The 26,238-nt window shown below is 69.7% G+C and carries 22 protein-coding genes and 1 pseudogene; 10 read left to right on the top strand and 13 right to left on the bottom strand.

All coding sequences use genetic code 11. The features are described 5' to 3' along the window. The 3 genes from AC1DO7_RS22475 to AC1DO7_RS22465 form a co-directional block, all read left to right on the top strand. A partial coding sequence (locus AC1DO7_RS22475) for a response regulator (RefSeq protein ID WP_477116584.1) occupies window positions 1–724 on the top strand: 724 nt, incomplete at its 5' end. Window positions 725–928: 204 nt separating this feature from the next. After that, the gene (locus AC1DO7_RS22470; protein WP_441619014.1) at window positions 929–2,377 is read left to right on the top strand and encodes an aldehyde dehydrogenase family protein; all 1,449 of its coding nucleotides are present in this window, start codon (window positions 929–931) and stop codon (window positions 2,375–2,377) included. An 83-nt stretch (window positions 2,378–2,460) separates the two neighbouring features. Beyond that, window positions 2,461–4,611 (top strand): phosphocholine-specific phospholipase C, encoded by a 2,151-nt coding sequence (locus tag AC1DO7_RS22465; protein WP_441619012.1) that lies wholly within the window; start codon window positions 2,461–2,463, stop codon window positions 4,609–4,611. Window positions 4,612–4,653: 42 nt separating this feature from the next. Here AC1DO7_RS22465 and AC1DO7_RS22460 read toward each other — a convergent pair whose 3' ends face one another. After that, entirely contained in the window at window positions 4,654–5,286 is a 633-nt protein-coding gene (locus AC1DO7_RS22460) for a CDP-alcohol phosphatidyltransferase family protein (RefSeq protein ID WP_441619010.1), read from the bottom strand. Window positions 5,287–5,388: 102 nt separating this feature from the next. Further along, on the bottom strand, window positions 5,389–6,012 hold the full coding sequence (locus AC1DO7_RS22455; protein WP_441619008.1) for an HAD family hydrolase: 624 nt from the start codon (window positions 6,010–6,012) through the stop codon (window positions 5,389–5,391). 372 nt (window positions 6,013–6,384) lie between these two features. On the opposite strand from AC1DO7_RS22455, the gene AC1DO7_RS22450 reads away from it, so the two are divergent. Continuing rightward, window positions 6,385–8,244, top strand: coding sequence for an ExeM/NucH family extracellular endonuclease (locus tag AC1DO7_RS22450; protein ID WP_441643409.1), 1,860 nt, complete (start codon window positions 6,385–6,387; stop codon window positions 8,242–8,244). On the opposite strand, the gene AC1DO7_RS22445 is transcribed toward AC1DO7_RS22450, so the two are convergent. Continuing rightward, window positions 8,241–8,708: a DUF2127 domain-containing protein gene (locus AC1DO7_RS22445; protein WP_441619004.1), complete on the bottom strand. Its 468-nt coding sequence runs from the start codon at window positions 8,706–8,708 to the stop codon at window positions 8,241–8,243. The two genes, AC1DO7_RS22450 and AC1DO7_RS22445, sit on opposite strands and share 4 nt — an antisense overlap. Before the next feature lie 203 nt (window positions 8,709–8,911). Between AC1DO7_RS22445 and AC1DO7_RS22440 the strand changes: the two genes are divergently transcribed. Beyond that, entirely contained in the window at window positions 8,912–9,124 is a 213-nt protein-coding gene (locus AC1DO7_RS22440; RefSeq protein ID WP_441619002.1) for a DUF3820 family protein, read from the top strand. Window positions 9,125–9,265: 141 nt separating this feature from the next. Continuing rightward, window positions 9,266–9,919: a GntR family transcriptional regulator gene (locus tag AC1DO7_RS22435; RefSeq protein WP_477116583.1), complete on the top strand. Its 654-nt coding sequence runs from the start codon at window positions 9,266–9,268 to the stop codon at window positions 9,917–9,919. Between the two features lies 1 nt (window position 9,920). On the opposite strand, the gene AC1DO7_RS22430 is transcribed toward AC1DO7_RS22435, so the two are convergent. The 3 genes from AC1DO7_RS22430 to AC1DO7_RS22420 all read right to left on the bottom strand — a co-directional run bounded on the left by AC1DO7_RS22430 (window position 9,921) and on the right by AC1DO7_RS22420 (window position 13,054). Then, window positions 9,921–11,255, bottom strand: coding sequence for an MFS transporter (locus AC1DO7_RS22430; RefSeq protein WP_441618998.1), 1,335 nt, complete (start codon window positions 11,253–11,255; stop codon window positions 9,921–9,923). Continuing rightward, entirely contained in the window at window positions 11,252–11,989 is a 738-nt protein-coding gene (locus tag AC1DO7_RS22425; RefSeq protein ID WP_441618996.1) for a hypothetical protein, read from the bottom strand. Before AC1DO7_RS22425 ends, AC1DO7_RS22430 begins: the two co-directional genes overlap by 4 nt. A 153-nt stretch (window positions 11,990–12,142) precedes the next feature. Then, the gene (locus AC1DO7_RS22420) at window positions 12,143–13,054 is read right to left on the bottom strand and encodes a LysR family transcriptional regulator (RefSeq protein WP_441618995.1); all 912 of its coding nucleotides are present in this window, start codon (window positions 13,052–13,054) and stop codon (window positions 12,143–12,145) included. A gap of 404 nt (window positions 13,055–13,458) precedes the next feature. On the opposite strand from AC1DO7_RS22420, the gene AC1DO7_RS22415 reads away from it, so the two are divergent. The 4 genes and pseudogenes from AC1DO7_RS22415 to AC1DO7_RS22400 all read left to right on the top strand — a co-directional run bounded on the left by AC1DO7_RS22415 (window position 13,459) and on the right by AC1DO7_RS22400 (window position 16,890). Next, window positions 13,459–13,932: a Spy/CpxP family protein refolding chaperone gene (locus AC1DO7_RS22415; RefSeq protein ID WP_441618993.1), complete on the top strand. Its 474-nt coding sequence runs from the start codon at window positions 13,459–13,461 to the stop codon at window positions 13,930–13,932. A 47-nt stretch (window positions 13,933–13,979) separates the two neighbouring features. Next, window positions 13,980–14,695: pseudogene (locus AC1DO7_RS22410) on the top strand (response regulator transcription factor). Continuing rightward, the gene (locus AC1DO7_RS22405) at window positions 14,692–16,044 is read left to right on the top strand and encodes a HAMP domain-containing sensor histidine kinase (protein WP_441618989.1); all 1,353 of its coding nucleotides are present in this window, start codon (window positions 14,692–14,694) and stop codon (window positions 16,042–16,044) included. The pseudogene AC1DO7_RS22410 and the gene AC1DO7_RS22405 overlap by 4 nt, the downstream one beginning before the upstream one ends. A 243-nt stretch (window positions 16,045–16,287) precedes the next feature. Further along, window positions 16,288–16,890: a class I SAM-dependent methyltransferase gene (locus tag AC1DO7_RS22400; protein WP_441619270.1), complete on the top strand. Its 603-nt coding sequence runs from the start codon at window positions 16,288–16,290 to the stop codon at window positions 16,888–16,890. Between the two features lie 29 nt (window positions 16,891–16,919). On the opposite strand, the gene AC1DO7_RS22395 is transcribed toward AC1DO7_RS22400, so the two are convergent. The 7 genes from AC1DO7_RS22395 to AC1DO7_RS22365 form a co-directional block, all read right to left on the bottom strand. Next, the gene (locus AC1DO7_RS22395; RefSeq protein ID WP_477116582.1) at window positions 16,920–17,762 is read right to left on the bottom strand and encodes an NAD-dependent protein deacetylase; all 843 of its coding nucleotides are present in this window, start codon (window positions 17,760–17,762) and stop codon (window positions 16,920–16,922) included. 40 nt (window positions 17,763–17,802) lie between these two features. After that, on the bottom strand, window positions 17,803–18,066 hold the full coding sequence (locus AC1DO7_RS22390) for an oxidoreductase-like domain-containing protein (RefSeq protein WP_441618986.1): 264 nt from the start codon (window positions 18,064–18,066) through the stop codon (window positions 17,803–17,805). Between the two features lie 69 nt (window positions 18,067–18,135). Next, a complete protein-coding gene (locus AC1DO7_RS22385; protein WP_441619268.1) occupies window positions 18,136–18,681 on the bottom strand; it encodes an SRPBCC family protein in 546 nt (181 codons plus the stop codon). Window positions 18,682–18,889: 208 nt separating this feature from the next. Beyond that, window positions 18,890–20,419, bottom strand: a complete 1,530-nt coding sequence (locus AC1DO7_RS22380) for an efflux transporter outer membrane subunit (RefSeq protein WP_477116581.1) — start codon at window positions 20,417–20,419, stop codon at window positions 18,890–18,892. A gap of 11 nt (window positions 20,420–20,430) precedes the next feature. Next, window positions 20,431–23,622 (bottom strand): efflux RND transporter permease subunit, encoded by a 3,192-nt coding sequence (locus tag AC1DO7_RS22375; protein ID WP_441618982.1) that lies wholly within the window; start codon window positions 23,620–23,622, stop codon window positions 20,431–20,433. 210 nt (window positions 23,623–23,832) lie between these two features. Next, window positions 23,833–25,101, bottom strand: coding sequence for an efflux RND transporter periplasmic adaptor subunit (locus AC1DO7_RS22370; protein WP_441618980.1), 1,269 nt, complete (start codon window positions 25,099–25,101; stop codon window positions 23,833–23,835). A gap of 141 nt (window positions 25,102–25,242) precedes the next feature. Next, the gene (locus tag AC1DO7_RS22365; protein ID WP_441618978.1) at window positions 25,243–26,166 is read right to left on the bottom strand and encodes an alpha/beta hydrolase; all 924 of its coding nucleotides are present in this window, start codon (window positions 26,164–26,166) and stop codon (window positions 25,243–25,245) included. Window positions 26,167–26,238 lie beyond the last annotated feature (72 nt).

Raw genomic sequence — 26,238 nt, 5'->3', positions numbered from 1 at the left:
GCGCCGCGGCTGTGCCGTGCTGGAGGTCTGGGATACCGGCGTGGGCATTCCCATCACGCAGCGCCGCGCGATCTTCAGGGAATTCCACCAGCTCGGCAACCCGGAGCGCGACCAGCGCAAGGGGCTGGGGCTGGGCCTGGCGATCGTGGAAGGCCTGGCGCGCACCATCTCGACCCGCGTGCTGCTGAACTCCCGCCCGGGCCGCGGCTCGGTGTTCCGCTTTGCGCTGCCGCTCACGTCCCAGGCCGCGCAGCCAGCCGATGCCTCCGCGGGCACGCCGGGCACCATGCCGAGCCGGCCCAGCCTGCATGGGCTGCGCGTGCTGGTGCTCGACGATGATCCGGAGATCCGCACCGCGATGACCGCGCTGCTGCAGAGCTGGCAATCGGTCTGCGTGGCGGTGGAATCCGAGAGCGAGGCGCTGGCCGCGCTGGCGGATTTCACGCCGGACCTGCTGCTGGCAGACTACCGCCTGCGCGGCGAGCGCACCGGGCAGGAGGCCATGGAAGCCATCCGCGAGCGCCTCGGGCGCGCCATCCCGACCGTGATCATCACCGGCGACACCGCGCCGGACCGGCTGCGCAACGTGCATGCCGGCGGCGCCGCGCTGCTGCACAAGCCGGTGGTGGCGCAGCACCTGCATACCGCCATGACAGCGCTGTTGAGCGAGTCCGGYTGGCGTCCGGAGATTCCCCGCGCGGCCGGGATGCGGATGCACGGCTGAGCGGCGCGGCCCTGCGCCGCGGCCGACCCCATCGTCGGCCCCCCATTCATGCGATTTTCGTATTAATCAATCCGTCCTATTAATTGGACTTAGGGCCGACGCCCGCCCACACTGCATTGCGTGACAGCAGGCACGGGCGCCCGGCAAGCCGTATCRCTGCGCCCAAGTGCCGCCAGGTTCCACCGACCCACGCGAGGAGCAGCCATGAGCACGCAGCACGAACTGCCAAGACACGACTTGCTGATCGACGGCAAGCGTCTGCCGCCGGGCAGCGGCGAGTATTCCACCGACCTCAACCCGGCCACGGAAGCCCCGATCGCGCTGGTGGCGCAGGGCAGCGCCGCCGACGTCGACCTCGCCGTGGCCGCCGCGCGCGCCGCGCTGAAGGTCTGGAACGGCCTGCGCGCGGCCGAGCGTGGGCGCATCCTGTACCGCTTCGCGGACTTGCTCGAGCGGCACCAGGAAGAACTCATCGCGCTGGAAAGCCTGGACGCCGGCAAGCCCCTGGCTGCCGTGCGCCGCCAGGACATGCCCGCGGTCATCGATACCGTGCGCTACTACGCCGGCTGGGCCGACAAGATCAATGGCCAGGTGGTACCGACGCGCCCCGGCGCGCTGACCTACACCGTGCGCGAGCCGGTCGGCGTGGTGGCGGCCATCGTGCCCTGGAATTTCCCGCTGATGATCGGCATGTGGAAGATCGCCCCGGCGCTGGCCTGCGGCTGCACGCTGATCGTCAAGCCCGCCGAGATCACGCCGCTGACCGCGCTGCGCGTGGGTGAACTGGCGCTCGAAGCCGGCCTGCCGCCCGGCGTGCTGAATATCGTGCCCGGCAAGGGCAGCGTGGTGGGCAATGCGCTGGTGGCGCATCCGGGCATCGACAAGGTGACCTTCACCGGCTCGCCCGGCGTCGGGCGCGGCATCATGCAGGGCGCTGCCGCCAACTTCAAGCGCGTCACGCTGGAACTGGGCGGCAAGTCCGCCAACCTGATCTTCGCCGACGCCAATGTGGACGCCGCGGTGCGCGCCGCCGCCTCCGGCATCTTCTTCAACGCCGGCCAGGTCTGCTCGGCGGGCTCGCGCATCCTGGCCCAGCGCGAGATCTACGACGAAGTGGTGGAGAAGCTCGCCGCGCGCGCCGGCTCGATCCGCGTGGGCGACCCGGCCGCGCCCGACACCGCCATGGGCCCGGTGGTTTCCGCCGCGCAGATGAAGACCGTGCTCGACTACGTGGAGATCGGCAAGCGCGAGGGCGCCACCGCCGTCACCGGCGGCGCGCGGCTGGGCGACAAGGGCTACTTCGTGGCGCCTACCGTGTTCGCCAATGTCGAGCATGAGATGCGCATCTCGCAGGAAGAGATCTTCGGCCCGGTGGCCAGCGTGATCCGCTTCGAAGACGAAGCCGACGCCGTGCGCATCGCCAACGGCACCGCCTTCAGCCTTGCCGCGGGGGTATGGAGCGCGGACATCGGCCGCGTCCACCAGGTGGCCGCCGAACTGCGCGCCGGCACGGTGTGGATCAACACCTATGGCCATACCGACGTGCGCCTGCCCTGGGGCGGCGCCGGCGATTCGGGGCTGGGGCGCGAGCACGGCGACGCGGCCATCGACAATTTCACCGAACCCAAGGCGATCTGGCTGGCGCTGCGCTAATAGCGCGGCGCCCCGGGAAGGCTCCGGCGGCGTTAAGATGGCGGGCGCGCCGCCCGGCGCACCCGCTACCAATGCCCCCCCCAATGCCAGACCGACGCCAATTCCTGCGCTCGGCGGCCGGTACCCTTGCCGGCGCCAGCGCGCTGTCCCTGCTGCCCCCCGCCATCCGCCGCGCCCTCGCCATCCCGGCCAGCAGCCCCACCGGCACGCTGCAGGACGTGGAGCACATCGTGGTGCTGATGCAGGAGAACCGCGCGTTCGACCACTATTTCGGCGCGATGCAAGGCGTGCGCGGCTTCGCCGACCGCTTCCCGGTGCCGGTGGCCAACGGCAAGACCGTCTGGTACCAGCGCGACGAGACCGACCCCGCCGCGCCCGCCACGCTGGCCCCGTTCCACCTGGACACTGAGCAGGTGTTCGAGCTGATGCGCGTCGCCGGCACGCCGCATACCTGGTCCAACACGCAGGACGCCTGGGGCGAAGGCCGCATGCAGCAGTGGCCCACGTTCAAGAAGCGGCACGCGATGGGCTACTTCAGCGACGCCGACCTGCCCTTCCAGTACGCGCTGGCCAATGCCTTTACGGTGGCCGACGCCTACCACGCGTCCTTCCTCGGCGGCACCAACACCAACCGCTGCTTCCTGTGGAGCGGCACCAACGGCCCGGACGGCAAGGGCCACGGCCCCGCCATCGACAATACCTACAACAAGCTCGGCGGCGGCAAGCCCGACGGCGGCTATGCCTGGACCACCTATCCCGAGCGGCTGGAAGCCGCCGGCATCAGCTGGCGGATCTACCAGGACATGGCCGACAACTATTCGCTCAACGCCAACGCAGGGTTCCGGGCCTACCGCGACGCCTACCACGGCCTGCCAGGCGCGCAACCGGCGCTCAGGGACAAGGCGCTCGGCACGCGCAGCCTGGACCAGTTGCGCCAGGATGTGCTGGACGGCAAGTTGCCGCAGGTCACATGGATCTGTCCCACGCGGGCGGGCTCCGAACACCCTTCCCCATCCAGCCCGGCGCAGGGCGCGGCCTATGTCTCGGCCGTGCTGGATGCGCTCACGGCCGACCCCGCGGTGTGGAGCAAGACCGTGCTGCTGCTGATGTACGACGAGAACGACGGCTTCTTCGACCATATGCCGCCGCCGGCCGTGCCGTCCTGCCTGGCCTGGGACGCCGATCCCGCCAAGGCCGCCTATGCCGGCGCCTCCACGGCCGATACCGGCGGCGAGTACCACCACCTCGTCACGGGCGTGGCGGCGGACGACTTCCCGCGCCTGCGGCACCGCCCCTATGGACTGAGCATGCGCGTGCCGATGATCGCCATCTCGCCGTGGAGCAAGGGCGGCTGGGTCAACTCCGAGGTGTTCGACCACACCTCGGTGATCCGCTTTATCGAGGCCCGCTTCGGCGTGCGCGAGCCGAACATCTCGCCTTGGCGGCGAGCGGTCTGCGGGGACCTGACCTCGCTGTTCGATTTCGCCAGGCCGAACCACGCGCAAGCGCTGCCCGCGCTGCCCGCCACCGCCGCGCTGGCCGCGCGCGCGCGGGCGCTGCCGGGCACGCGTACCCCGGCGATTCCGCTGCTGCCCGAACTGCCCGCGCAGGCAAGCGGCACGCGCCCCTCGCGCGCGCTGCCCTACGAGTTGCTCGCCCAGGCCGCGGCAGATCCTGCCGGCGCCTCGCTGCGGATCGATTTCATCAACACGGGGCATGCGGGCGCGGTGTTCCACGTCTACGACCGCCTGCACCTGGAACGCGTGCCGCGCCGCTATACGGTGGAAGCCGGCAAGCGGCTGGCGGGCACCTGGGACACGGGCGCCGACGCAGGGCGCTACGACCTCTGGGTGCTCGGGCCCAATGGCTGGCACCGGCATTTCACCGGCACGCAGGCGCCGGCCGGCGCGGAAATCGAACTGGGTTACGACATCGCCGCGCGCGGCGTGCGCCTTGGCTTGCGCAACGACAGCGCGCAGCCGCGCACCTTCACGGTGACCGCCAACGCCTACCAGCCAGACACGCGCCGCGTCGAGGTGCCCGCGCGCAGCCGGCGCGAACTGGCCTGGCCCGCCCGGGCGTCGGGAGGCTGGTATGACTTCACGGTGTCGGCGGCGGACCTGCCGGGCTTCGCGCGGCGCTGCGCGGGGCGGCTGGAAACCGGCCAGCCCTCGGTCAGCGACCCGGCCATGGGCGGCCGGGCCATCGGCGAGCAGTGGCGCCCGCCTGTGTGAAAAACCTGCCCGGCCCTGCAATTCCTGCGGCCGCGCCGCAGCCTAGAGCTTCGGAATGCGCAGGGTCTTGCTGATCATCAGCGAGCCGGACAGCACGAACAGCAAGGCCAGCGGGTGCAGGTCCGCCGGCCCCAGGCGCCAGACACCGCCGAACAGCGCGTCGCCCAGCCGCCCCTGCCACGCGCACAGGGCCAGCACGCCGGTCAGCAGCACACTGGTGGGGATCGGCGTGCCCTCGAAATACGCCACCTTGTCGGCGCCCTCGGACAAGGTCTCCGCGGTCACGTTGAAGCGCGCCAGGCGACTCACGCCGCAGCACACGAAGTAGATCAGCGCAGCCATGTCCCAGCCGCCGCGCATGCCTGCGGCGAACGCCAGCGTGGCCGGGCCGACGCCGAAGGAAATGATGTCCGCCAGCGAATCCAGCTCGCGCCCCAGGGCCGAGTGCTGGTGCCGCCAGCGCGCAATGCGCCCGTCGAGCACGTCGAAGACAAAGGCCGCCGGGGCAAGCGCCGCGGCCGCATAGAAATGATCGGGCGAGCGCGTGGCCACGTAGAACATGGCGAAGAAGACCGATGCCATGCCGCAGGCCGCATTGCCCAGCGTGAACAGGTCCGCGAGCTGCATTTCGCGGATCATGGAGAAATGCTTGGGGCGTTCCGTTGTCGATGCCATGTCGGCGGTCTCCTGGCTCCATTGGCGCATGTGGATGAATCGCTGCCTGCAAGAAGCGAACCACGCGCAGGTAGCGACGAGGAAGCGAACGCCCGTGCCGCGCTAGAAGCGCAGGCCCGCCGCCCGCAAGGCTCGCCCGGTCTCGCCTGCGCTCACATGATGCACGGTCTGCCAGCCCAGGGCGGCCGCGGCGGCCACATTGGCCGCATTGTCGTCGATGAACAGCATCTCCTGCGGCGCAATGCCCGGCAAGTGCGTGCCGATGCGCGCATGCATGAGCCGGTAGATGGCCGGGTCGGGCTTGGCCACGCCGACCTCGCCGGATACCAGGATATCGCGGAACACATCCAGGAAATCGCCCATGCGCCGCGCATGCGGGTAGGTTTCGCTGGACCAGTTGGTCAGGCCGAACAGCGGCACCTGTGCCGCATGCAGGCGGCGCAGCAGATCCACGCCATCGCCCAGCACGCCGCGCAGCATCTGCGGCCAGCGGCCGTAGAACGCACGGATCAGGCTGGCCTGCGCGGGATGCTCGGCCACCAGTTGCTCGGTGGCCTCTTGCAGCGGACGGCCGGCGTCCTGGCGGATATTCCAGGCGGGCGAGCAGACTTCGGACAGGAAGCTGGCACGCTGCGCCGCATCGGGAATCAGCTCGCGATAGAGGTACTCGGGGCTCCAGTCGAACAGGACACCACCAAAATCGAACACGACGGCACTGACGGTCACGGGATCTCGCAAATTGGGTGCTTGGGCGGCGGACAGACGGCATTTTCGCAGAGTCCGCAGCCGCGCAGGCGCCTGCCATGCCGCCACTATCAGATTTCTCGCAACGCGAGGCCAGGCCGGGCCACCTACGCTTGCGGCTGTTGCCATCGCTGCTCCGGGCCGCGCGGGCATTCCGGGCATGCCGCTCATATGGCGCCCACCAACCCAGCCGATACCATGCGTCTGAAGCCATCCAGGTCCTCCCGCCCCCTCTGCGTCTTCCCTTCCCTCACCGTCTACCGCCCGGCGCCTGCCTGCCTCGCATGGCTCTGCCTGCTGTTGCCCCCGGCCGCCCCGCCGGCCCATGCCGCGGCGCGCGCCGCTCAGTGCGGCATGGCCGCCACGCCGATCGCGGAATTGCGCGCCGCGGGCGCGCCATCCATCGGCCGCAGGGTCGTGCTGGAAGCCGTGGTCACGGCCGACTACACGGGCGCCGACGGCTTCGCCGGCTTTTTCGTGCAGCAGGCCGATGCCCGGCGCCAGCACCGCCCCGGCATCTCGGAGGGCATGTTCGTCTATGCGCCGCGCGCCGGCATGCGCGCCGGCGACCTGGTGCGCCTGAACGGCACCGTGGAAGATCGCTCCGGCCAGATGCAGCTGAGGCTGTCCGGCACCGCCACGGTGTGCGCGCGCGGCCTGGCGGTGACGCCGGCGGTCGTCACGCTGCCCGTGGAACATGCGGGCGCGCTGGCCGCCCATGAAAGCATGCTGGTCCGCCTGCCGCAGACGCTGACCGTCAGCGACACCTACGAACTGGGCCGTTACGGCAGCGTGGCGCTGAGCTACGGGCGCCTGCAGATTCCCACCAACGTAGCCTTGCCTGGCGCCGGCGCCAGGGCGCAGGCCGCCGCCAATGCCCTGAACCGGCTGACGCTGGACGACGGCTCGAGCCGGCAGAACCCGGCCACGGTGATGCACCCCGCGCCCGGCCTGAGCGCCGCCAATACCCTGCGCGCCGGCGATAGCGTGGCCGGCGTGCAGGGCGTGCTGGAAATGCGCTTCGGCGGCTGGCGCGTGCAGCCCGTGCCCGCGGCGCCGCCGCCGCGTTTCCTGCCTGCCAACCCGCGGGCCGGCGCACCGCTGCGCGCCGCCGGCAGCGACCTGCGCGTGGCGGCCTTCAATCTGCAGAACTACTTCAACGGCGACGGCAAGGGCGGCGGCTTCGATGATCCCGCCAACCGGGGTGCCCGCACGCCGGCGGAGTTCGCGCGCCAGGAAGCCAAGCTGCTGGCCGCGCTGCGCGGCCTGGATGCCGACGTGATCGGCCTGGTCGAAATCGAGAACAACGGCTACGACGAGACCAGCGCCATCCGCCGGCTGGCGGCCATGCTGGGGCCCGAATGGCGTTTCGTCGATCCGGGCGGGGTCAGCCTCGGCGGCGACGCCATCGCGGTCGGCCTGCTCTACAACAGCCGCACGGTGCAGGTCGCGGGCATGCCGGCCACGCTCTGGTTCGGCGAGAGGAACCGGCAACCGCTGGCCGCCACATTCCGCCTGCATGCGCAGGCCCGCCAGCTCACGGTGGTGGTGAACCATTTCAAGTCCAAGCGCTGCACCGACGCGCGCGGCGCCGACGCGGACCAGGACGATGGACAGGCCTGCTGGAACACCACCCGCGTCGCCGCGGCCATGCGCCTGGCCAACTGGCTCGCCACCGCGCCCACCGCCGTGGCCGACCACGGCAAGCTGCTGATCGGCGATCTCAACAGCTATGCGCGCGAGGACCCCATCCGGATGCTGGCACAGCGCGGCTATGCCGACATGATCGCGCGCTTCGCGTCCGGCCCGGCCTACAGCTTCGTGTTCGGCGGCGAGGCCGGCTACCTCGACCATGCCCTCGCCGACGACGCGGCGGCCAGCCGCATCCGTGCCGTCCATCACTGGCATGTCAATGCCGACGAGCCCGTCGCGCTGGCCTATCCGCTGGCCAGCAAGAGCACGGCACAGCAGCAGGCCTTCTACGCGGCCGATGCCTATCGCTCGTCCGATCACGATCCGGTGCTGGTCGACCTGGCGATGCGTGGCGACGCCACCTTGCCGGGCGGCGTGGAGCCCGCGGGGGAGAGCGGCGAAACCGGCACGCCGGCAGGCGGATCCGCCCGGCCCGCCGACGGCGGTGGCGGCGGCGGCGCCATGGAGCATTGGCTGGCCATGGCGCTGGCAGGCGCGGCTTGGCTCGCCAGGCGCCGCTAGCGCGCGCCCGCCGGCTCGCGCCTGATGCCAACGGCCAGGTAGGCCACGATCAGCGCGTTGGCAATGGCCAGGCCGATATGGATCGGCGACGGATGGGCGATCGCCTCGTACATCTCCACCGGGATATAGATCCCGCCGGACCACACCCCAAGCCAGCTTGCCCATACGCGCTGGTGCCACAGGCCGAAGGCCTCGGTGAAACGCATGGCGGCATACATCGCGGCCGAACCGCCGATCGCCCACAGGCGCGCATCGCTGGGATGGTCCATCAGCGACAGGAAGATGGTCGGATAGCGGCTGCCCGGATTCAGGTGCAGGCGCGCCACGATGGCCTCGGCCAGCGCCTGCGCGTCCCGGTGCAGGAGCGCAACCAGCCCCAGCCCGGCCAGGATCACCAGCGCCCCCTTGGCGGCTTCGAACAGGGCGATGCCCTTCAGCCCGGCGCCCGCAGCATGCTTTGCCATCGTTGACTGTCCATTTCTGATCCGGCTTGTCGAATCCGGCTTGTCGAATCCGGCTCGCCGGATCCTGCTCGTCGAGTGCCGCCTGCCGGACTTAAGGTGGGGATCGTACCCCGGCACGCCCGCCCGCGGCAATCCGGCCATCGGCATCCTGGCCTGCGCGCGCTGTTACCATCGCCCTGCCGCCGTCTTCCGATGCCCGTCCCATGAACCCCGAACTCCTGCCGCTCCTGCTTACCCGCACCATGCCCTATGGCAAGTACAAGGGCCGCGTGATCGCGGACCTGCCGGGCAACTACCTGAACTGGTTCGCGCGCGAAGGCTTCCCCACCGGCGAGATCGGCCAGTTGCTCGCGCTGATGCACGAACTGGACCACAACGGCCTCACGGGATTGCTGGACCCGCTGCGCGGGCGCTAGGCCCGCGCCGGGGCCGCCGCCGATTGGTAGTACGATTACGCCCTTGCCAAACACCGAAATACAGCAGGGGGAAGCGTTTTGCCATCAGTGGATCGCCGCAGCGCCGGCGCGTCGCGCTCGCCGCGCGCCCGGACCGAGACCTTGTCAGAGAACGAACGGGCCTACAGCGGCCTGCGCGAACGGCTGACCACGCTGGTCTACCGCCCCGGCGAGCATCTCAATATTTCCACACYGGTGGAAGATCTGGATATCGGCCGCACCCCCATCAACCAGGCGCTGCACCGGCTGGCCAACGAAGGCCTGGTGCAGATCCTGCCACGCAAGGGCGTGGTGGTGGCGCCGCTTTCCATCGACGACGCGCTGCACCTGATCGACGTTCGCATGGCCAACGAAACCCTGTGCGCGCGGCTGGCCGCCGAGCGCATCACCGCTGACGGATTGCTCGTGCTGGAGGGCATCTTGCGCGAGCTCGACGAAGCCGTGGCGCGGCGCGACCTGCCGCTGGTCACCAACCTGGACCGCCTGTTCCATGAGGAAGTGGCGCACCGCTCTGGCAACCCCATCCTGATCGAGATCCTGAAAGTGCTGCACGCGCGTTCGCAACGCTTCTGGGCCATCTCCCTGTCCTCCGAGGGGCACCTGGGCGAGGTCGGCGAAGAGCATCGCGCCATCCTGCAAGCGCTGCGCGACGGCGACGGCGCGGCGGCGGCCAGCGCGGTGGCGGCACATGTGCTGTCGTTCCGCCAGGCGCTGCTGCAGGGCCGCCGCGAGCCGGTCTTCGCCATGGGCAGCTAGGCTAGCCCTCCAGCGGCTTGCGCGCCGTCTCGCGTGCCACCAGCAGGGCTGCCAGCGTGACGGCCAGCGCAAGGCAGACATAGAGCGAGATCGCGATCGTCGAGCCATACGACTTGTACAGGCTGGCGATGATCAGCGGCGCAAAGCCGCCACCGAGGATGCCCGCCAGCGTGTAGGCCAGCGACGACCCGGCGTAGCGCACCCGCGTGGGAAACTGCTCCGTCACAAAGGCCGCCTGCGGGCCGTACATCATGGCGTGGATGACCAGGCCGACCACCACCGCCGCGCAGATCTGCAAGGGCTGCGCGCTGTCCATCAGCCGGAAGAACACAAAGGCCCACACCGCCGCCAGCAAGGCCCCGGCGATATACACCGGGCGCCGGCCAAGCCGGTCGGACAGGCTGCCGAACAGCGGCACCGCGATCGCATTGCAGGCCGCGCCGATCATGGTGGCGGTCAGCGCCAGCGGGCGCGACAGGTGCAGCACGCTGGTCACGTAGGTCAGCGTGAACACCACCACCAGCGCATAGAGCACGTCGGAGCCGATGCGCGCGCCGCCGGCCACCAACAGGCGCCGCCAGTGGTCGACGAATACCTCCTTGATCGGCGTCTTCGCGGTGCTCTTGCGCGCTTCCATCTCCTTGAACAGCGGCGTTTCTTCCACGCCGCGGCGCAGCCACAGCCCGAACACGACCAGCAGCACGCTGGACAGGAAGGGAATGCGCCAGCCCCACGCCTGGAAGTCTTCCGGGCTCAGCCAGAGCGAAACCAGCGCGATGAAGCCGGTGCCCAGCAACGTGCCGCACGACGGCCCGACCTGCGTGAACGAGGCATTGCGCCCGCGCTGGTGCTGCGCGCCGTGCTCCATCGACAGCAGCACCGCGCCGGCCCATTCGCCGCCGATGGCCGCGCCCTGCACGAAGCGCAGGGCCACCAGCAGCAGCGGGCTCCAGATGCCCAGCGACTGGTAGGTCGGCAGCACGCCCATCAGGCCCGTGGCCACGCCCATCAAGATCAGCGTGGCAACCAGCACGAAGCGGCGCCCGAGCTTGTCGCCCAGGTGGCCGAACAGCACGCCGCCGAGCGGGCGCGAGACATAGCCCACGGCATACGTGGAGAAGGCCAGGATGGTGCCAGTGAGCGGATCGAACGACGGAAAGAAGATTGCGTTGAAGACCAGCGCGGCCATCAGGTTGTAGACGGTGAAGTCATACCATTCCAGGGTGGTTCCGATCGTGCTGGCCGCGGCCAGGCGGCCCATGCCGGGCTTGCCGGCGGTGGCCTGGGCCGCGGCCGGCGCTTGCGTGACGGGGATGGTGTCGGCGCTCTGCATCATGCCACCTCCTGCGCGAAGAGCTTCCACCTGAGCACGTAGCGCGCGGCATTGGCGGCGGGCACGCCCAGCTGCTGCGCCGCGTCGTGCAGGGCGGCCGCGCCGGCGGCTTCGCTGCTGCTCTCGATCACGAGAATGGGGAGCAGTTGCCGGTCTTCCACGCTCTCGCGCGGCAAGGGCTGGCTCAGCGCGGCGTCGGGCATCAGCAGGTAGGACTGTACGAAGCCGGGCCGCGCAGAGAGCTCGCCGCCCACCTCGGCCGCCTGGTCGACCAGCGCCAGCGGGTCTTCGGGATGCGCCAGCGGCAGCACGGCGAGCCAGCTGCCGCTGCCCTGCCCCACCGCGGCGGTGACCTCGCTTACGCGGCGCATGGGCTGGCGCATGCGCCCGAGGTTGGCGACCGACCACGGCGTCTGGCGCCTGAATGCCGCCTTGTACGCTTCGGACGTGAAGGCCGCCAGCGACTCGGTGCGGTACAGGCCGAGATATTTCGGGCCACCCTGGACGGCCTCGTAGCGCGCGGCAGAGATGAATCCCTCGATGCGGGCACGCTCCTCGACGTGCTCGCGGTCATACCACTGGTTGAAATCGGCCTCGTCGGCCGCATCCACGTTGGCGGCGACAAACAGCATGCCCTGCGGCGCCATGCCCGTCGGGCCCTGGCTCGCAGACTTGTCGCTCATCTCGTGCATCTGGTGCATCTCGCTCATCTCGCTGATCTCGCTGATCTCGCTCATTCCACTCTCCGTCTGCCCGCGCTGCTTGCGGGCGGTGAGAGGATGATCGGCGCCAGCGGCCCGCGCGACAAACGGGTTTTTCTTCGCATTTCCGATCAGTTTTTCTGTTCGACCCCGCCACGCACGCGCACCAGCACGGCGCGCGCCGCGGCCTCATGCCGGCGAAAATGGTGCAGGCAGCGAGAGCACGTAGCGGTCCGATTCGCGGCAGGCCAGCTCCGCCACCAGGCGGATTGCCTCCGACGCCGCGTGGTCGAGATGGCTGACCACCAGCCGCTGGTGCGGCAACGGCACATCGCAGGGGATCACGCGCAGTTCGCCGCGCTCCACTTCCTCGCGCACYGGCGCCAGCGGCATCAGCGCATTGCCGAAACCGCCCTTGACCAGCCGCACGATGGCCGCGATGGAGCTGACGCAATGCACCTTGCCCACCGGCAGCCCGGCCTTGCGGTACAACTCCTTGAGCGCCACGTGCGGCTGCGAGCCGGGGCTCATGGTGATGGTCGGGTGCTGCAGCAGCGCGCTCAGCCTGCCTTCGTCCGGCAGTGCGGGGCCGGGCGGGCCCACCCAGCCGATCGCCATCGGCAGGCATGGCGTGCTGGTGATGCCCTCGCCCACCGCCGGATCGGTCTGCAAGGCGATATCGATGCCGCCCGCGCGCAAGGTGTTGTGCAGGCCTTGCGTGGTTTCCGAGGTGAGCTGCACCTCGATGCCCGGATAGTGCGTCTGCAAGTGGCGCAGGAAATCGACCAGCCAGGTGTGCACCACGCTTTCGATGGCGCCGATGCGTACCAGCCCCAGCGGCGCATCGCCCGAGCGCCCCAGCACCATGATCTCCCGCTGCAACTCCAGCAGCCGCTCACCGTAGCCCAGCAGCCGCAGGCCGACCGGGGTGAGCCGCAGGTCGCGCGCCTCGCGCTCGAACACGCGCGCGCCGATCTCCTGCTCCAGCGAGGCAATGCGGTTGGACATGGCGGCCTGCGTGATGTGCAGCTTCTCGGCCGCCGCGCGAAAGCTGCCGAGCCTGGCCACCCACATGAAGGCTTCGATAAAGCGGGTATTCATGGCGCGCGGCTTCCTCCGCGGTCCGTGCGCCGGGCGAGCGCTGGCCGCGTCAATCCGGCCACCCGCCAGCAACGCCGGGTGCGGCCATTGGCATATTGCTCATTCAATGGATTCCTTCGCTTTCACTGAAATTTCACAGTTATTGCAGCACGGATTCTTATGCAAATTCCGCACCAGCGCTGTAGAGGGATTCCCTGAGCCCGGCCGCCGGGGCGGCTCCCTGGCTTGCGTGCATTCGCATGACGACAACGCATTGCTGATCTCCCGCTTCGCCCAAGAAGCAGCAACGTATCCCGCGGTGCCTGAAACAAAACGAAACAAAGCGAAACCGCGCCGACACCCGCGCATGCCGCGCGGGCGGCACCATGACAGCCATGTTCCACCCCTTCCCAAAGGAAACTGTCATGAGACCCTGGATCAAACGCACCCTGTTCGGCATGTTCGGCGCCGGCATCGCCCTGGGCGGCCTGAGCGCATGCGGCAGCTATCACCATGGCGGGCCCGGTGGCCGGATGAGCCCCGAGGAAGTGGCCCAGATGCGCGAGAAAATGATCGAGCGCGTCAGCAAGAAGCTGGACCTGAATGCCGAGCAGAAGCAGCGCCTTGCCGTGCTGGCCGACAAGCTCAGGGAGCAGCGCGCCGCGCTGACGGGCAATGCCGCCGATCCGCGCGCCGAGGTGCAGGCTCTGGTCGCCGGCGATAGGTTCGACCGCGCCCGCGCACAGACGCTGGTCAGCGAAAAGACCGCCGCCATCAACACAAAGAGCCCCGAGGTCATCGCCGCCATGGCAGACTTCTACGACAGCCTCAATGCCACCCAGCAGCAACAGGTGCGCGAGTTCCTGCAGAAGCGCCGCGGTGGCTGGCGCGGCCACTGAGGAGCACGGGGCATGAACTGGAACCCGACCGAGACCCCATGCCGGCCATGCCCCGCATCCTCCTGATTGACGACGACGAGCAGCTCGGCCCGCCGCTCGCCATCTACTTCGCCCGCTTCGAACTTCAGCTGGAGCAGGCCCTGCGGCCCAGCGACGGCCTCGCGCGCCTTGCGCGCGGCGGCTACGACGCCGCCATCCTGGACGTGATGCTGCCCGAGATGGATGGCTTTGCCTTGTGCCGCACCATCCGCCGGGACAGCGACATCCCGCTCGTCATGCTCACGGCGCGCGGCGAGGTCATGGACCGCGTGGTCGGCCTCGAGCTCGGCGCCGACGATTACCTGCCGAAGCCGTTCGAGCCACGCGAGCTGGTGCACGCGTGCAGACCGTACTGCGCCGCCGCGGTGCAGCGCCTTCGCCCGACGCCGGCGCGCGGCTGCGATTCGAAGGCGGGCTCGAGATCGACCCGGCCACGCGCGGCGTGCGCTGCGGCGGCGAGGACGTGGTGCTGACCAGCACCGAGTTCGACCTGTTGCTGCTGCTGGCCCGCGAACCCGGCAAGGTCTTCGGCCGCGACGACATCCTCAACCACCTGCGCGGGCGCGACGCGGAGCTGTACACGCGCGCGGTGGACATCCTGGTCAGCCGCCTGCGCAAGAAGCTCGATCCGCCGGACTGCATCAAGACCTTGCGCAACGCAGGCTACTCCCTCGCCCTGCGCCCGCAAGGCGGATCTGCCGCCCACGCGGGGGCGCCGGCATGAGCGGACGCTGGCACCAGCGCGCGCGCCACGCCGTGCGGCACCGGCTGCACCTGCGGCTGGTGCTGTTGTTCCTGCTGCTGGCGCTTGCCACCACGGTGACCTTCGTCGGTGGCATGCAGAAGGCGTTCAGCACCGGGTGGCGCAGTGCCGCGCGGCCGCTGGTGGCGGACTACGTCGACCGCCTGGCGGCCGAGATCGGCAGCCCGCCGAGCGTGGAGCGCGCCCGCGCGATCAGCGCGCGCCTGCCGGTGAGCGTGCGTATCGCCGGCCCGCGGGTGAACTGGCAATCCGAGGACGCGCCCGCTTCCGGCTGGCGCTCCGGCGCGGCCATGCGCTGGCCGCGCCACGGGCCGGACGACGATGCGCCCCTGTTCTCCCGCACGACCGCGGACGGCCACCGCATCGATTTTGGCTTGAGCACCGCCACCTGGCAGAACCAGCCGCACCGCGCGGGGTGGATCACGCTGGCCGTGCTGCTCGGCCTGACTGCCCTGGCCTATCTGTACGTGCGCCACCTGCTGCGCCCGCTCGACGATATCCGCGCCGGCGCGCGGCGCTTCGGCGCGGGCGAGTTCGGCCAGCCCATTCCCATCCGCCGGCGCGACGAGCTGGGCGTGCTGGCGCACGACGTCAATACCATGGCGCGCGACATCCACCAGATGCTCGACGCCAAGCGCGCGCTGCTGCTGGCCATCAGCCACGAACTGCGCAGCCCGCTCACGCGCGCGCGGCTCAACACCGAGCTGTTGCCCGACACACCCGAGGTCCGGGCCCAGCGCGAAGCGCTGCTGCGCGACCTGGCCGGCATGCGCGACCTTGTCACCGACCTGCTGGAAAGCGAGCGGCTTGGCCAGGGCCACGGCGCCCTGCTGCTGGAGCCCACCGACCTGGCCGCGCTGGCCCGCGAGGTGGCGCTCGAAGTGACACAAGCCATGCGCGGTGACCGGCCCGCCGCCGGGCAGATCGCGCTGTCCATCGATGCCGGGCTGCCCGCCACGCTGGCGCTGGACCGTACCCGCATGCGCCTGCTGCTGCGCAACCTGCTCGACAATGCGCTGCGCCACAGCGCCGCCGCGCCCCGGCCGCCCGAACTGCACCTCGCCAGGGATGCGGGCGGCAGCATCGCCCTGCGCGTGCGCGACCATGGCCCGGGCGTGCCCGACGATCAGCTATCCCACCTGGCCGAGCCCTTCTATCGCCCGGACGCCGCCCGCGAACGCGCCACCGGCGGCATCGGCCTGGGCCTTTACCTGTGCAAGCTCGTGGCGCAGGCACATGGCGCGCGCTGGCAGGTACGCAATGCGCAACCGGGCCTGGAAATCGAGATCACGCTCCCGCCTTCGCCGTAATGGCCAGGCCGGACAGCGGCCCCCGCGCGTGCCATGTGGCGTGATATGTGGCGTGACATCCGGCGTGACATGCGTGTTGAAAGGCAGCGGCCGCGCGACGGGTGGGCGGCGCGCCGAACCGGATGTGCAGCGCGTGCGGACCCGGGAGTAATATGCATCCGGAAACCTGGACTCGACATGCGGCAGGCGAGCGCAGGACATGAGCGACCAGGTCGCCGCGGCCAACAGGAGCACATCGTGAACATCGATACCGGCACCCTCCAGGCCTACAGCGCCGCCGCCGCAGACTACGCCAGGGACTGGCACGCGCAGCAAGCGCCCGCCGATCTCTACGCCGCGCTCCTGCGCGAGTTCACACCCGGGCCGAGCGCCGACATCGGCTGCGGCGCGGGCCGCGATACGGCCTGGCTGGCCGCCAACGGCTTCGAGCCCAGCGGCTTCGATCCGTGCGAGCCCTTGCTGGCCCAGGCACGCCAGCGCTATCCCACCTTGCCCTTCGAGCAGGCCGCCCTGCCCGAACTCGAGGGCGTGCCGCGCGGCTACTACCAGAACGTGCTGTGCGAGACCGTGATCATGCACCTGGAGCCGCGCATGGTCGCCAGCGCCACGCGGCACCTGCTCGATATCCTGCGCCCTGGCGGCACGCTCTACCTGAGCTGGCGCGTCACCGACCATGTCTCGCAGCGCGACCAGGCTGGCCGCTTCTTCGCCGCCTTCGACAAGGCGCTGGTGACCGAAGCGCTGGGCAGTGGCGATACCCTGCTGTTCGACCGGGAAGAAGTGAGCCAGTCCTCGGGCAAGCGGGTGCACCGGCTGATCGTGCGCAAGGCGCTGCCGCCGGCCTGACGCGTGCCCGGTGCCCGGCGCCCGGCGCCTCAGGGCAGCCCGAGCCGCCCGGTCAGGTCCGTCAGCGCGTCGGCGCAGGCGACATCCGCCTTCAACGCCAGCAGCGCGTCGGCCCGCGTCTGGCCAAGGTTGATGGCAGCCACGGGCTTGCCCAGCTTCTGCGCCGCCRGGCAGAAGCGGTAGCCCGAGAACACCGTCAGCGAGGAGCCGATCACCAGCAAGGCATCGGCCTGCCCCAGCGCTTGCATGGCGGCATCCACGCGCTCGCGCGGCACGGATTCGCCGAAGAACACCACATCGGGCTTGAGCACGCCGCCGCAGTGCCCGCAGGCGGGAATGCGCACGGCTTCGAAGCTGGCCAGCTCGAGGTGAGCGTCGCCGTCCGATGCCGGCAGGGCGCGCAAGCCGGCCAGCGCCGGGTTATCCGCTTCGAGCTGCGTTTGCAAGGCGGCGCGCGCGCGGCGTGTGCCGCATTGCAGGCAGATCACCGTGCCCACATGGCCGTGCAGCTCGATCACGCCGTGGCTGCCGGCACGCTGGTGCAGGCCGTCCACGTTCTGCGTGACAAGCTGGCGCAGGTAACCCGCCGCCTGCAGCCGCGCCAGCGCGAAGTGCGCGGCGTTGGGCTGTGCATTGGCCAGCACAGGCCAGCCCAGCATGCTGCGCGCCCAGTAGCGCTGGCGTACGGCGTGCGAGCGGAAAAAATCCTGCGCCTGCACCGGCGGCGTGCGCTGCCAGTTGCCCTGCGCATCGCGGTAGCCGGGGATGCCGGAATCGGTGCTGATGCCGGCCCCGGTCAGCACCAGCAGGCGCGGATGGCCTTGCACGAAATCATGGAGATCGGCCAGGACGGGCTGGTCGGTAGCGAGCACGGAGGCCTCCTGTGACGATACGGTGAAGCGACGCGGGACTTCAGAAGCTGGGACCGCCGGCGCCCGCGTCCGCCGTCTCGCCGGCCAGGGCCTGCCATGCTTTCAGCTCGGCGCGGTAGCGATCCATCGCCTCGGCATGCAGGTCGAAGATGCAGGGATCGCAGCCATTGCCGCAGCATTCATTGATGTCCGGCGTGACCGGGGCCACCGGCCGGGGCGGCAAGGCCGCCGCTGCCGGCTCCGGCGCGCTCGCCGTTTCTGTGTTGCGTCCTGCTGCGGACGCGGGGTTTTGTACCGACACCATCGACTCCGGTTGGATTGCCCTCCCAGTATACCGCCGGGCGGCAGTCTCGCCTGGTGCCGGGAACGCGGCTCAGTCCGCCGCGCCTGGCTTGCCGGCCTCCAGCACCGCGCGCAGGCGCGCCACCGCCGTCGCGGATTCCGCCTCGATGCGCGCGCGCAGCAGCAGCCGGTTGGTCAACATGAACAGCAGGTTGGGCGCGGCATAGCTGAATTCGCGCTGGAAGCGCGTGCCTTCCGGCACCGGCGCGAGCGTGTAGCGCACCGTACCCGCCTCACGCCCGTCGATGCTGCCCTCGATCATCCACGCGGCGGGTGGCTGGCGCTCCACCACCGTCCACACGACCTCTCCCCGCCGCCCGGCAACGAGAAAGGTTTCGGTCACATGCTCGCCAGGCAGCAGCGGATGATCTGCCGCGCCGGCCACCGCTAGCGATGAGGGATGCCAGTTCGGCCAGTTGGCGGGTGTCGAGACGTAGTCGAACACCACCGTGGCCGGACGCGCGATGGTGGCCGTGTTGACGATGCGCGTGACGTCGCGCAGCGGCACCGGCAACGGCACCAGCAGGATGCCGGCCACGCAGGCCAGGACCAGCAGCACGATAAGCAAGGCTCGCAGCCTTCGGAGTCGACGCGTTCCCATGATCCACGCAGTGAAAAAGCGGCCTGCCCCCGGCGGGCGGCCGCGTTGCTTCCAGTGTAGGCAGGTTTTGCGCCCTGTCCCGGCGGGCCGGCCCAATGCAAAACGCGGCAACCGCCTGGAGCGGTTGCCGCGTCGATGTGCCGCACACGGTATGCCGTATGCGGCCTGCTGCTGCCCGGGGGCTTCAGCGGTTCGCTGCGAGCGGAGGCTGCGCCGTGCCCGGTGCCGCATCGGGCAGCGGCCCCCAGCCGCCGCCCAGGCTGCGCACCAGCGCCACCGTGGCCGAAGCCCGCAGGCCGGCCACCTGGTTGGCCTCGCGCTGCGACTGCAGCACCGTGCGGTCCGCGTCGATCACCGTCAGGTAGTCCACCGCGCCGGCCTCGTAGCGGCTGCGCGAGATCTTCGCCGCGCGCCGCGCCCCGCCCAGCGCGCCGTCCAGCGCACCGGCCTGCTGGCTCAGCCAGCGCACGTCCGCCAGGCTGTCCTCCACCTCGCGCAGCGCCGTCAGCACGCTTTGCCGGTAGCTCGCCACCGCCTCCTCGTGCTGCGCCCGCGCCGCCGCCAGGTTGGCCTTGTTGCGCCCGCCGTCGATGATCGGCGCGGCGATCGTGCTGCCGATCAGCGGCCCCAGCATCCACGCCGTCGACGACCACTTGAACAGGTTCGACAGGTCGTTGGACTCGAAGCCGAACAGCCCCGTGAGCGTGATCTTCGGGTAGAACGCCGCCTTGGCCACGCCGATGCGCGCATTGGCCGCCGCCATCTGGCGTTCGGCCTGCGCGATGTCGGGGCGGCGCTCCAGCAGCTCGGACGGCAGCCCCGCCGGCACCGCGATCAGCGCTGCGTCGAGCGGATGCGCGCCCAGCGTGAAGGCCGCCGGCGGCGCCCCGGTCAGCACCGCCAGCGCGTGCTCCTGGTTGGCCCGGCGCCGTTCGATGGCGGCCAGGTCGGCGCGCGCCGTGCCCAGCTCCGCCTCGGCCCGCGCCGGGTCCAGGTCGGTGGTCTCGCCTTCGTCGAAGCGGCGCTTGAGCAGCTTGAGCGCATCCTCGCGCAACGCGATGGTGGCGTTGAGCAGGTCGCGCTCGCTGTCCAGCGTGCGCAGCGCGAAGTAGGCCTGCGCCACGTCGGCCTGCAGCGCCAGCTGCACCGAGCGGTACAGGTCCTCGGCCGCCGCGCCCTCGGCGCGCGCCGCCTTGACGTTGTCGGCCACCCGGCCGAACAGGTCCAGCTCGTAGCTGGCGAAGGCGCGTGCCTTGTACACGGTCTGCGCCGGCACCTTGGTGCCGTCGGGCAGCCCCTGCGAGGCCGCCGAATACTGCGTGCGGGTCGGGTCCAGCCCCACGCTGAGCTGCGGGGACTGGTCGGCCTCCGCCACGCCGGTGAAGGCGCGCGCCTGCTTGAGCCGCGCCGCGGCGATGGCCAGGTTCTGGTTGGACTCGGTGGCCTGCGCCATCAGGCGGTCGAGGTCGGCGTCACCGAAGATCTTCCACCATTCGCCGCGCGGCGCCCCCTCCGAGGGCGTGGCCACCTTCCACTGGCTGCCTTCGGCCTGYGCGGCCKCGGCTTCCTTGTAGGCCGGCGTGGCCGCGGTCGCGCTCTCGGGCACCTGGTAGGTCGGCGCCAGCGAGCAGCCCGCCAGGATCAGCGCCACGGCCAGCGTGGCCAGGCGCGGCAAGGCGCCGGATGCCATCGTCGATGTCATGGATACGTTCATGTCGGTCATCCTTATTCAGCGGAGGCGATCGCCTGGTGGCTCGCCGACGGGGCGCTGGCCGCGCGGCGGCGCTCGCCACGCGTGGCCAGCAGGCGCAGCGCCACATAGAACACGGGGGTGAGGAACAGCCCGAAGAAGGTCACGCCCAGCATGCCGGCGAACACCGCCACGCCCATCGCATGACGCATCTCCGCGCCGGCCCCGGTGGAGACCACCAGCGGCACCACGCCCATGATGAAGGCGAACGAGGTCATCAGGATCGGGCGCAGGCGCAGGCGGCTGGCCTCGATGGCGGCAGCCACGATGGTGCGGCCTTCATGCTCCAGTTCCCGGGCGAACTCCACGATCAGGATCGCGTTCTTCGCCGACAGCCCCACCAGCACGATGAAGCCGATCTGCGTAAAGATGTTGTTGTCACCCTTGGTCAGCCACACGCCTGTCATGGCGGCGAGCAGGCTCATCGGCACGATCAGGATCACGGCCAGCGGCAGCGTCAGGCTTTCGTACTGGGCGGCCAGCACCAGGAACACCAGCAGCACGCACAGCGGGAAGATCCAGACGCCCGCGTTGCCGGCCAGGATGTCCTGGTAGGTCAGGTCGGTCCATTCGAACTTGATGCCCTTGGGCAGCGTCTCGGCCGCGATGCGCTCGGCCGCGGCCTGCGCCTGGCCCGAGGAGAAGCCTGGCGCCGGGCCGCCGTTCATGTCGGCCGCGGTAAAGCCGTTGTAGCGCACCACGCTGTCCGGGCCGAAGCCTTGCTTGACGGTCAGCAGCGACGACAGCGGCACCATGTCGCCGGCGGCGTTGCGCGTCTTGAGCTGCAGGATGTCCTCGGCATGCTGACGGAACTGCGCGTCAGCCTGAACCTTGACCTGGTAGGTGCGACCGAACTTGTTGAAGTCGTTCACGTAGGCCGAGCCGAGGTAGGTCTGCAGGGTGTCGAACACATCGGTGACCGGCACGCCGAGCTGCTTGGCCTTGACGCGGTCGAGCTTGACGTCGAGCTGCGGCACGTTGACCTGGTAGTTGCTGAAGATGCCGGCCAGTTCGGGCGTCTTGCGCGCCTTGTTGGTGAAGGCGCTGGTGGCGTCGAACAGCGCGTCGTAGCCGAGCGCGGCACGGTCCTCGATCATCAGCTTGAAGCCGCCGATGGTGCCCAGGCCCTGCACGGGCGGCGGCGGGAACACGGCGATGAAGGCATCCTGGATCGACGCGTACTTGGCGTTGAGCTGCTGCGCGATGGCCGCCCCCGACATGTCCTTGCCCTTGCGCTCCTCGAACGGCTTGAGCGTGGCGAACACGATGCCGGCGCTCGGGCTGTTGGTGAAGCCGTTGATCGACAGGCCCGGGAAGGCCACCGCCGATTCCACGCCCGGATGCTTGAGCGCGATCTCCGACATGCGACGGATCACGTCCTCGGTGCGGTCCAGCGTGGCGCCGTCGGGCAGCTTGGCGAAGCTCACCAGGTACTGCTTGTCCTGGGCCGGCACGAAGCCCTTCGGCACCAGCTGGAACACGCCCCAGGTCAGCGCCAGCATGACCGCATAGACGCCGAACACCGCGCTCTTGCGCGAGATCACGCCCTTCACGCCGCGGCCATAACGGTCAGCGCTGGCACCGAAGAAGCGGTTGAAGCGGGCGAAGAAGCCGCCCAGCACTCGGTCCATGCCGCGCGACAGCCAGTCCTTGGGCGCATCGTGGCCGCGCAGCAGCAGCGCGGACAGCGCCGGCGACAGCGTCAGCGAGTTGAAGGCCGAGATGATGGTCGAGATCGAGATGGTCAGCGCGAACTGCTTGTAGAACTGTCCGGTCAGGCCGCTCATGAAGGCCAGCGGCACGAACACTGCGATCAGCGTCAGCGCGATGGCGATGATCGGGCCGCTGACYTCGCGCATGGCCTTGTAGGTCGCCTCCTTCGGCGACAGCCCCTCGGCAATGTTCCGCTCGACGTTCTCCACCACCACGATCGCATCGTCGACCACGATGCCGATGGCCAGCACCAGCCCGAACAGCGACAGCGCGTTGATCGAGAAGCCGAACGCATGCATCAGGCCGAAGGTACCGACGATCGACACCGGCACCGCCAGCAGCGGAATCACCGAAGCGCGCCAGGTCTGCAGGAACAGGATCACCACCAGCACCACCAGCGCGATGGCCTCGAACAGCGTGTGCGTGACGGCCTCGATACTGTGGCGCACGAACTGCGTCGGGTCATAGACGATGCTGTAGTCCACGCCGTCCGGGAAGTTCTGCTTGAGTTCCTCCATGGTCTTGCGCACGTCATCCGAGATCTGGATGGCGTTGGAGCCCGGTGCCTGGAAGATCGGCAGCGCCACCGCGGGCCTGTTGTCGAGCAGCGAGCGCAGCGCGTATTCCGATGCGCCGAGCTCGATGCGGGCAATGTCCTTGAGGTAGGTCACCGCGCCATCGGCCGAGGTGCGCACCACCACGTCGCCGAACTCCTCCACGCTGGTCAGGCGGCCCTGGGCGTTGACCGACAGTTGCAGGTCGGTGCCAGGCAACGACGGCGACTGGCCGATCACGCCGGCCGCCACCTGCACGTTCTGCTCGCGGATCGCCTTGACCACGTCGGACGCGGCCAGCTGGCGCTCGGCCATCTTCTCCGGGTTCAGCCACACGCGCATCGAGTAGTCACCCGAGCCGAACATCTGCACCTGGCCCACGCCCTGGATGCGCGCCAGGCGGTCCTTGACGTTGATCAGCGCATAGTTGCGCAGGTAGGTCATGTCATAGCGGTCGTTCGGCGAGACCAGGTGGACCACCATGGTCAGGTCGGGCGAGCTCTTCACGGTGGTGATGCCCAGGCGGCGCACGTCCTCCGGCAGGCGCGGCTCGGCTTGCGAGACGCGGTTCTGCACCAGCTGCTGCGCCTTGTCCGGGTCGGTGCCCAGCTTGAAGGTCACGGTCAGCGTGAGCGTGCCGTCGCTGTTGGCCTGCGACGACATGTACAGCATGTCCTCGACGCCGTTGATCTGCTCTTCCAGCGGCGTGGCCACGGTCTCGGCGATCACCTTGGGGTTGGCGCCCGGGAACTGCGCGCGCACCACCACGGACGGCGGCACCACCTCCGGATACTCGGAGATCGGCAGCTTGAACATCGAGATGGCGCCGATCAGGAAGATCAGCACCGATAACACGCCGGCAAAGATAGGCCGGTCGATAAAGAATTTCGAGAGATTCATCTCAGTCTCGGCGAAAGCGCTCCCCCTGGCGGCCCGGATCGCGGGCACCATATGGAGCGTGGGGAAGCAAAAAAATGGCTCGGTTCTCTTGGGGGACGGTGTTTCGTCGAGGCCGGCGCGCATCGCTGGCGCCCGCCCTTTACCCCGGCCCTTCTGCCGCAGGCGGCAGGGGGCGGCAAACCCTCAACAGCTCAGGTTCATGTCGGCCGTTCAGGTCACCGGCTTGCCTTCAGCCGCCTTGTCGGTTGCCTTCTCGGCAGCGGCCTGCTTGCGGTCGGCGGATCCGGTACGCTGGTCCAGCTCGCGCTTGAACGCCATCTCCACCGCCTTGGGCGCCACCGTGTCGCCCGGGCGCACGCGCTGCAGCCCGTTGACCACGATCGTCTCGTCGGCCTTCAGGCCCTGGCGGATCACGCGCAGACCCTCGAACGACGGCCCCAGCGTGACTTCGCGGTAGGCCAGCTTGTTGGCCTTGTCCACCACCAGCACGAACTTCTTGCCCTGGTCGGTGCCGATCGCGCGGTCATTGATCAGCACCACCGGATGCGGTGCCCCGCCGCCGAGCTTGACCTTGGCGTACAGGCCCGGCAGCAGGCGGCCATCCGTGTTGTCGAACACCGCGCGCACGCGGATGGTGCCGCTGCGGGTGTCGAGCCGGTTGTCGATCGACTGGATACGGCCCTGGTGCGGATTGCCGTCTTCGTCGGCCAGGCCCAGGAACACCGGCAGCCTCGACTGCCCGCCTTCCGTGTTGGCCGCGCCGCCAGCCTCGGGCGCCGTGTAGCGCAGGTAGGTCTGCTCGTCGACCTCGAAGCTCGCATACACCGGCGACACCGATACCACCGTGGTCAGCACCGGCGACGATGCACCCGGCGCCACGAGGTTGCCCACCGTGATCTCGGCGCGTGAGACGCGGCCGCTCACCGGAGCCACGATGCGGGTGTAGTTCAGGTTCAGCCGGGCTACTTCCAGCGATGCCTGTGCGGCACGCACGTTGGCTACCGCCTCGCGCGCACCGTTGTCGCGCTCGTCGAACTCGCGGCGCGATACCGCGTTGTCCTGCACCAGCCGCTGGGCGCGGGCCAGTTCAGTCTGTGCGTGGGAGGCGCGCACCTGCGCGGCCGCCAGCGCGGCTTCGGCGCGCGCCACTTCGGCGGCGTACGGACGCGGGTCGATGGTAAACAACGGATCGCCCTTCTTCACCAGCGCGCCCTCGCGGAAGTGCACGGCATCGATGGTGCCGCCAACGCGCGGACGGATTTCCACGCGGTCCACCGCTTCCAGGCGGCCGGAGAATTCATCCCATTCCGTGATGGTCTTGCCCAGCGCGCCAGCCACGTCCACGCCGGTGGGCGCCGGGGCCGGCACGGCCTGCGCCTCGCCGGCGTGCCAGGGCTTGAGCAATGATGTTGCCAGGCCCGCGCCGAGCACGGCGACGATGGCCAGGGCAATCATGGTGCGTCGATATTGCTGCTTCATTTTCTTCACTCCGTATTCCGTAGCGGGTTCTCTTCAACTGGAAAGCAAAAAAATCAGGACGAACGCCTCCGCCGGAGCGCGCCAGGGGGTCGCGCCCGGAGGGCCTGTGCATGCAGGCCGGCTTGTCGTGGCTGGCTCGGGTCAGCCCGGCGGGCTGGCTCCCGGGTTGCGTTCAGTCCTTGGTGAGGCATCGTCATCGCCGGCAAGGTAGCCTTGCAGGTAATGCGCGCCTTCGTTGACCCAGACCTGACAACGGTCATGGGACTGTTCCACGCCGGCGCCACAGGCACCGGGCATGATTCTGGCTTCGGCCGGCACGCCGGCCGTCTGCAGGCGCGACGCGAAGGCTTCGCCCTCGGCGCGCAGCGCGTCCTCTTCCGCCACCTGGATCAGCGTGGGCGGCAGGCCCGCCAGCCGCGAGGCCAGTGCGGGCGCCGCGTACGGATGCACGCTGGCGGCCGGGGTCGGCAGGTAGTCGCGGTAGTAACCGGCCAGGCGCTGCAGCATCTCCAGCGGCACGCTGCGGCCACCCTGCGCGCCGGCGCACGAAGCATGCTGCAGGCACGGGTCGGTCACCGGGCGGATCAGCCATTGCGCGCACGGCTCGGGCAGGCCCCGGTCACGCAGCATCTGCGACAGGGCGATCGCCAGGTTGCCGCCCGCCTCCTCGCCCACCAGGGCGAAGCGCAGCTTGTCCACCTTCAGGCGGCGCGCATGGCGCAGCACCCAGTCAACCGTGTTGAACGCATCTTCCGGCGCCGCCGGGAACGGAAAATCGGGCGCCAGCGAATAGGCCGGCGTCACCACCACCGCAGGCACCGTGGCCGCCAGCGATGCGGCGAGCCGCTGGGATTTCTCCACACTGCATTCCACGAAGCCGCCGGCATGCAGGTAAACCAGCCAGGGCAGCAATGCCGCGCCCTTGCCCTCCGGATAACCGGGCGGGTAGCTCAGGCGCACCATGATCGTACGGCCGCCGCTCTCGACGGCGTGCTCGGTCATGCGCCCCGCGGCCAGTTCGGCTGCGTGCGCCGCGGCTGCGGCTTTCGATCGGGTAGGCGCCATGGCGGTCATGTGCGCCGCGTTAACGGCGCTTCCATTGCTTATTGCGATGCAGCGAATTATGGTGGTTGATAA

This window comes from Cupriavidus sp. 05N40 (assembly GCF_056397305.1).
This window is presented reverse-complemented; position numbering and strand designations above follow the sequence as displayed.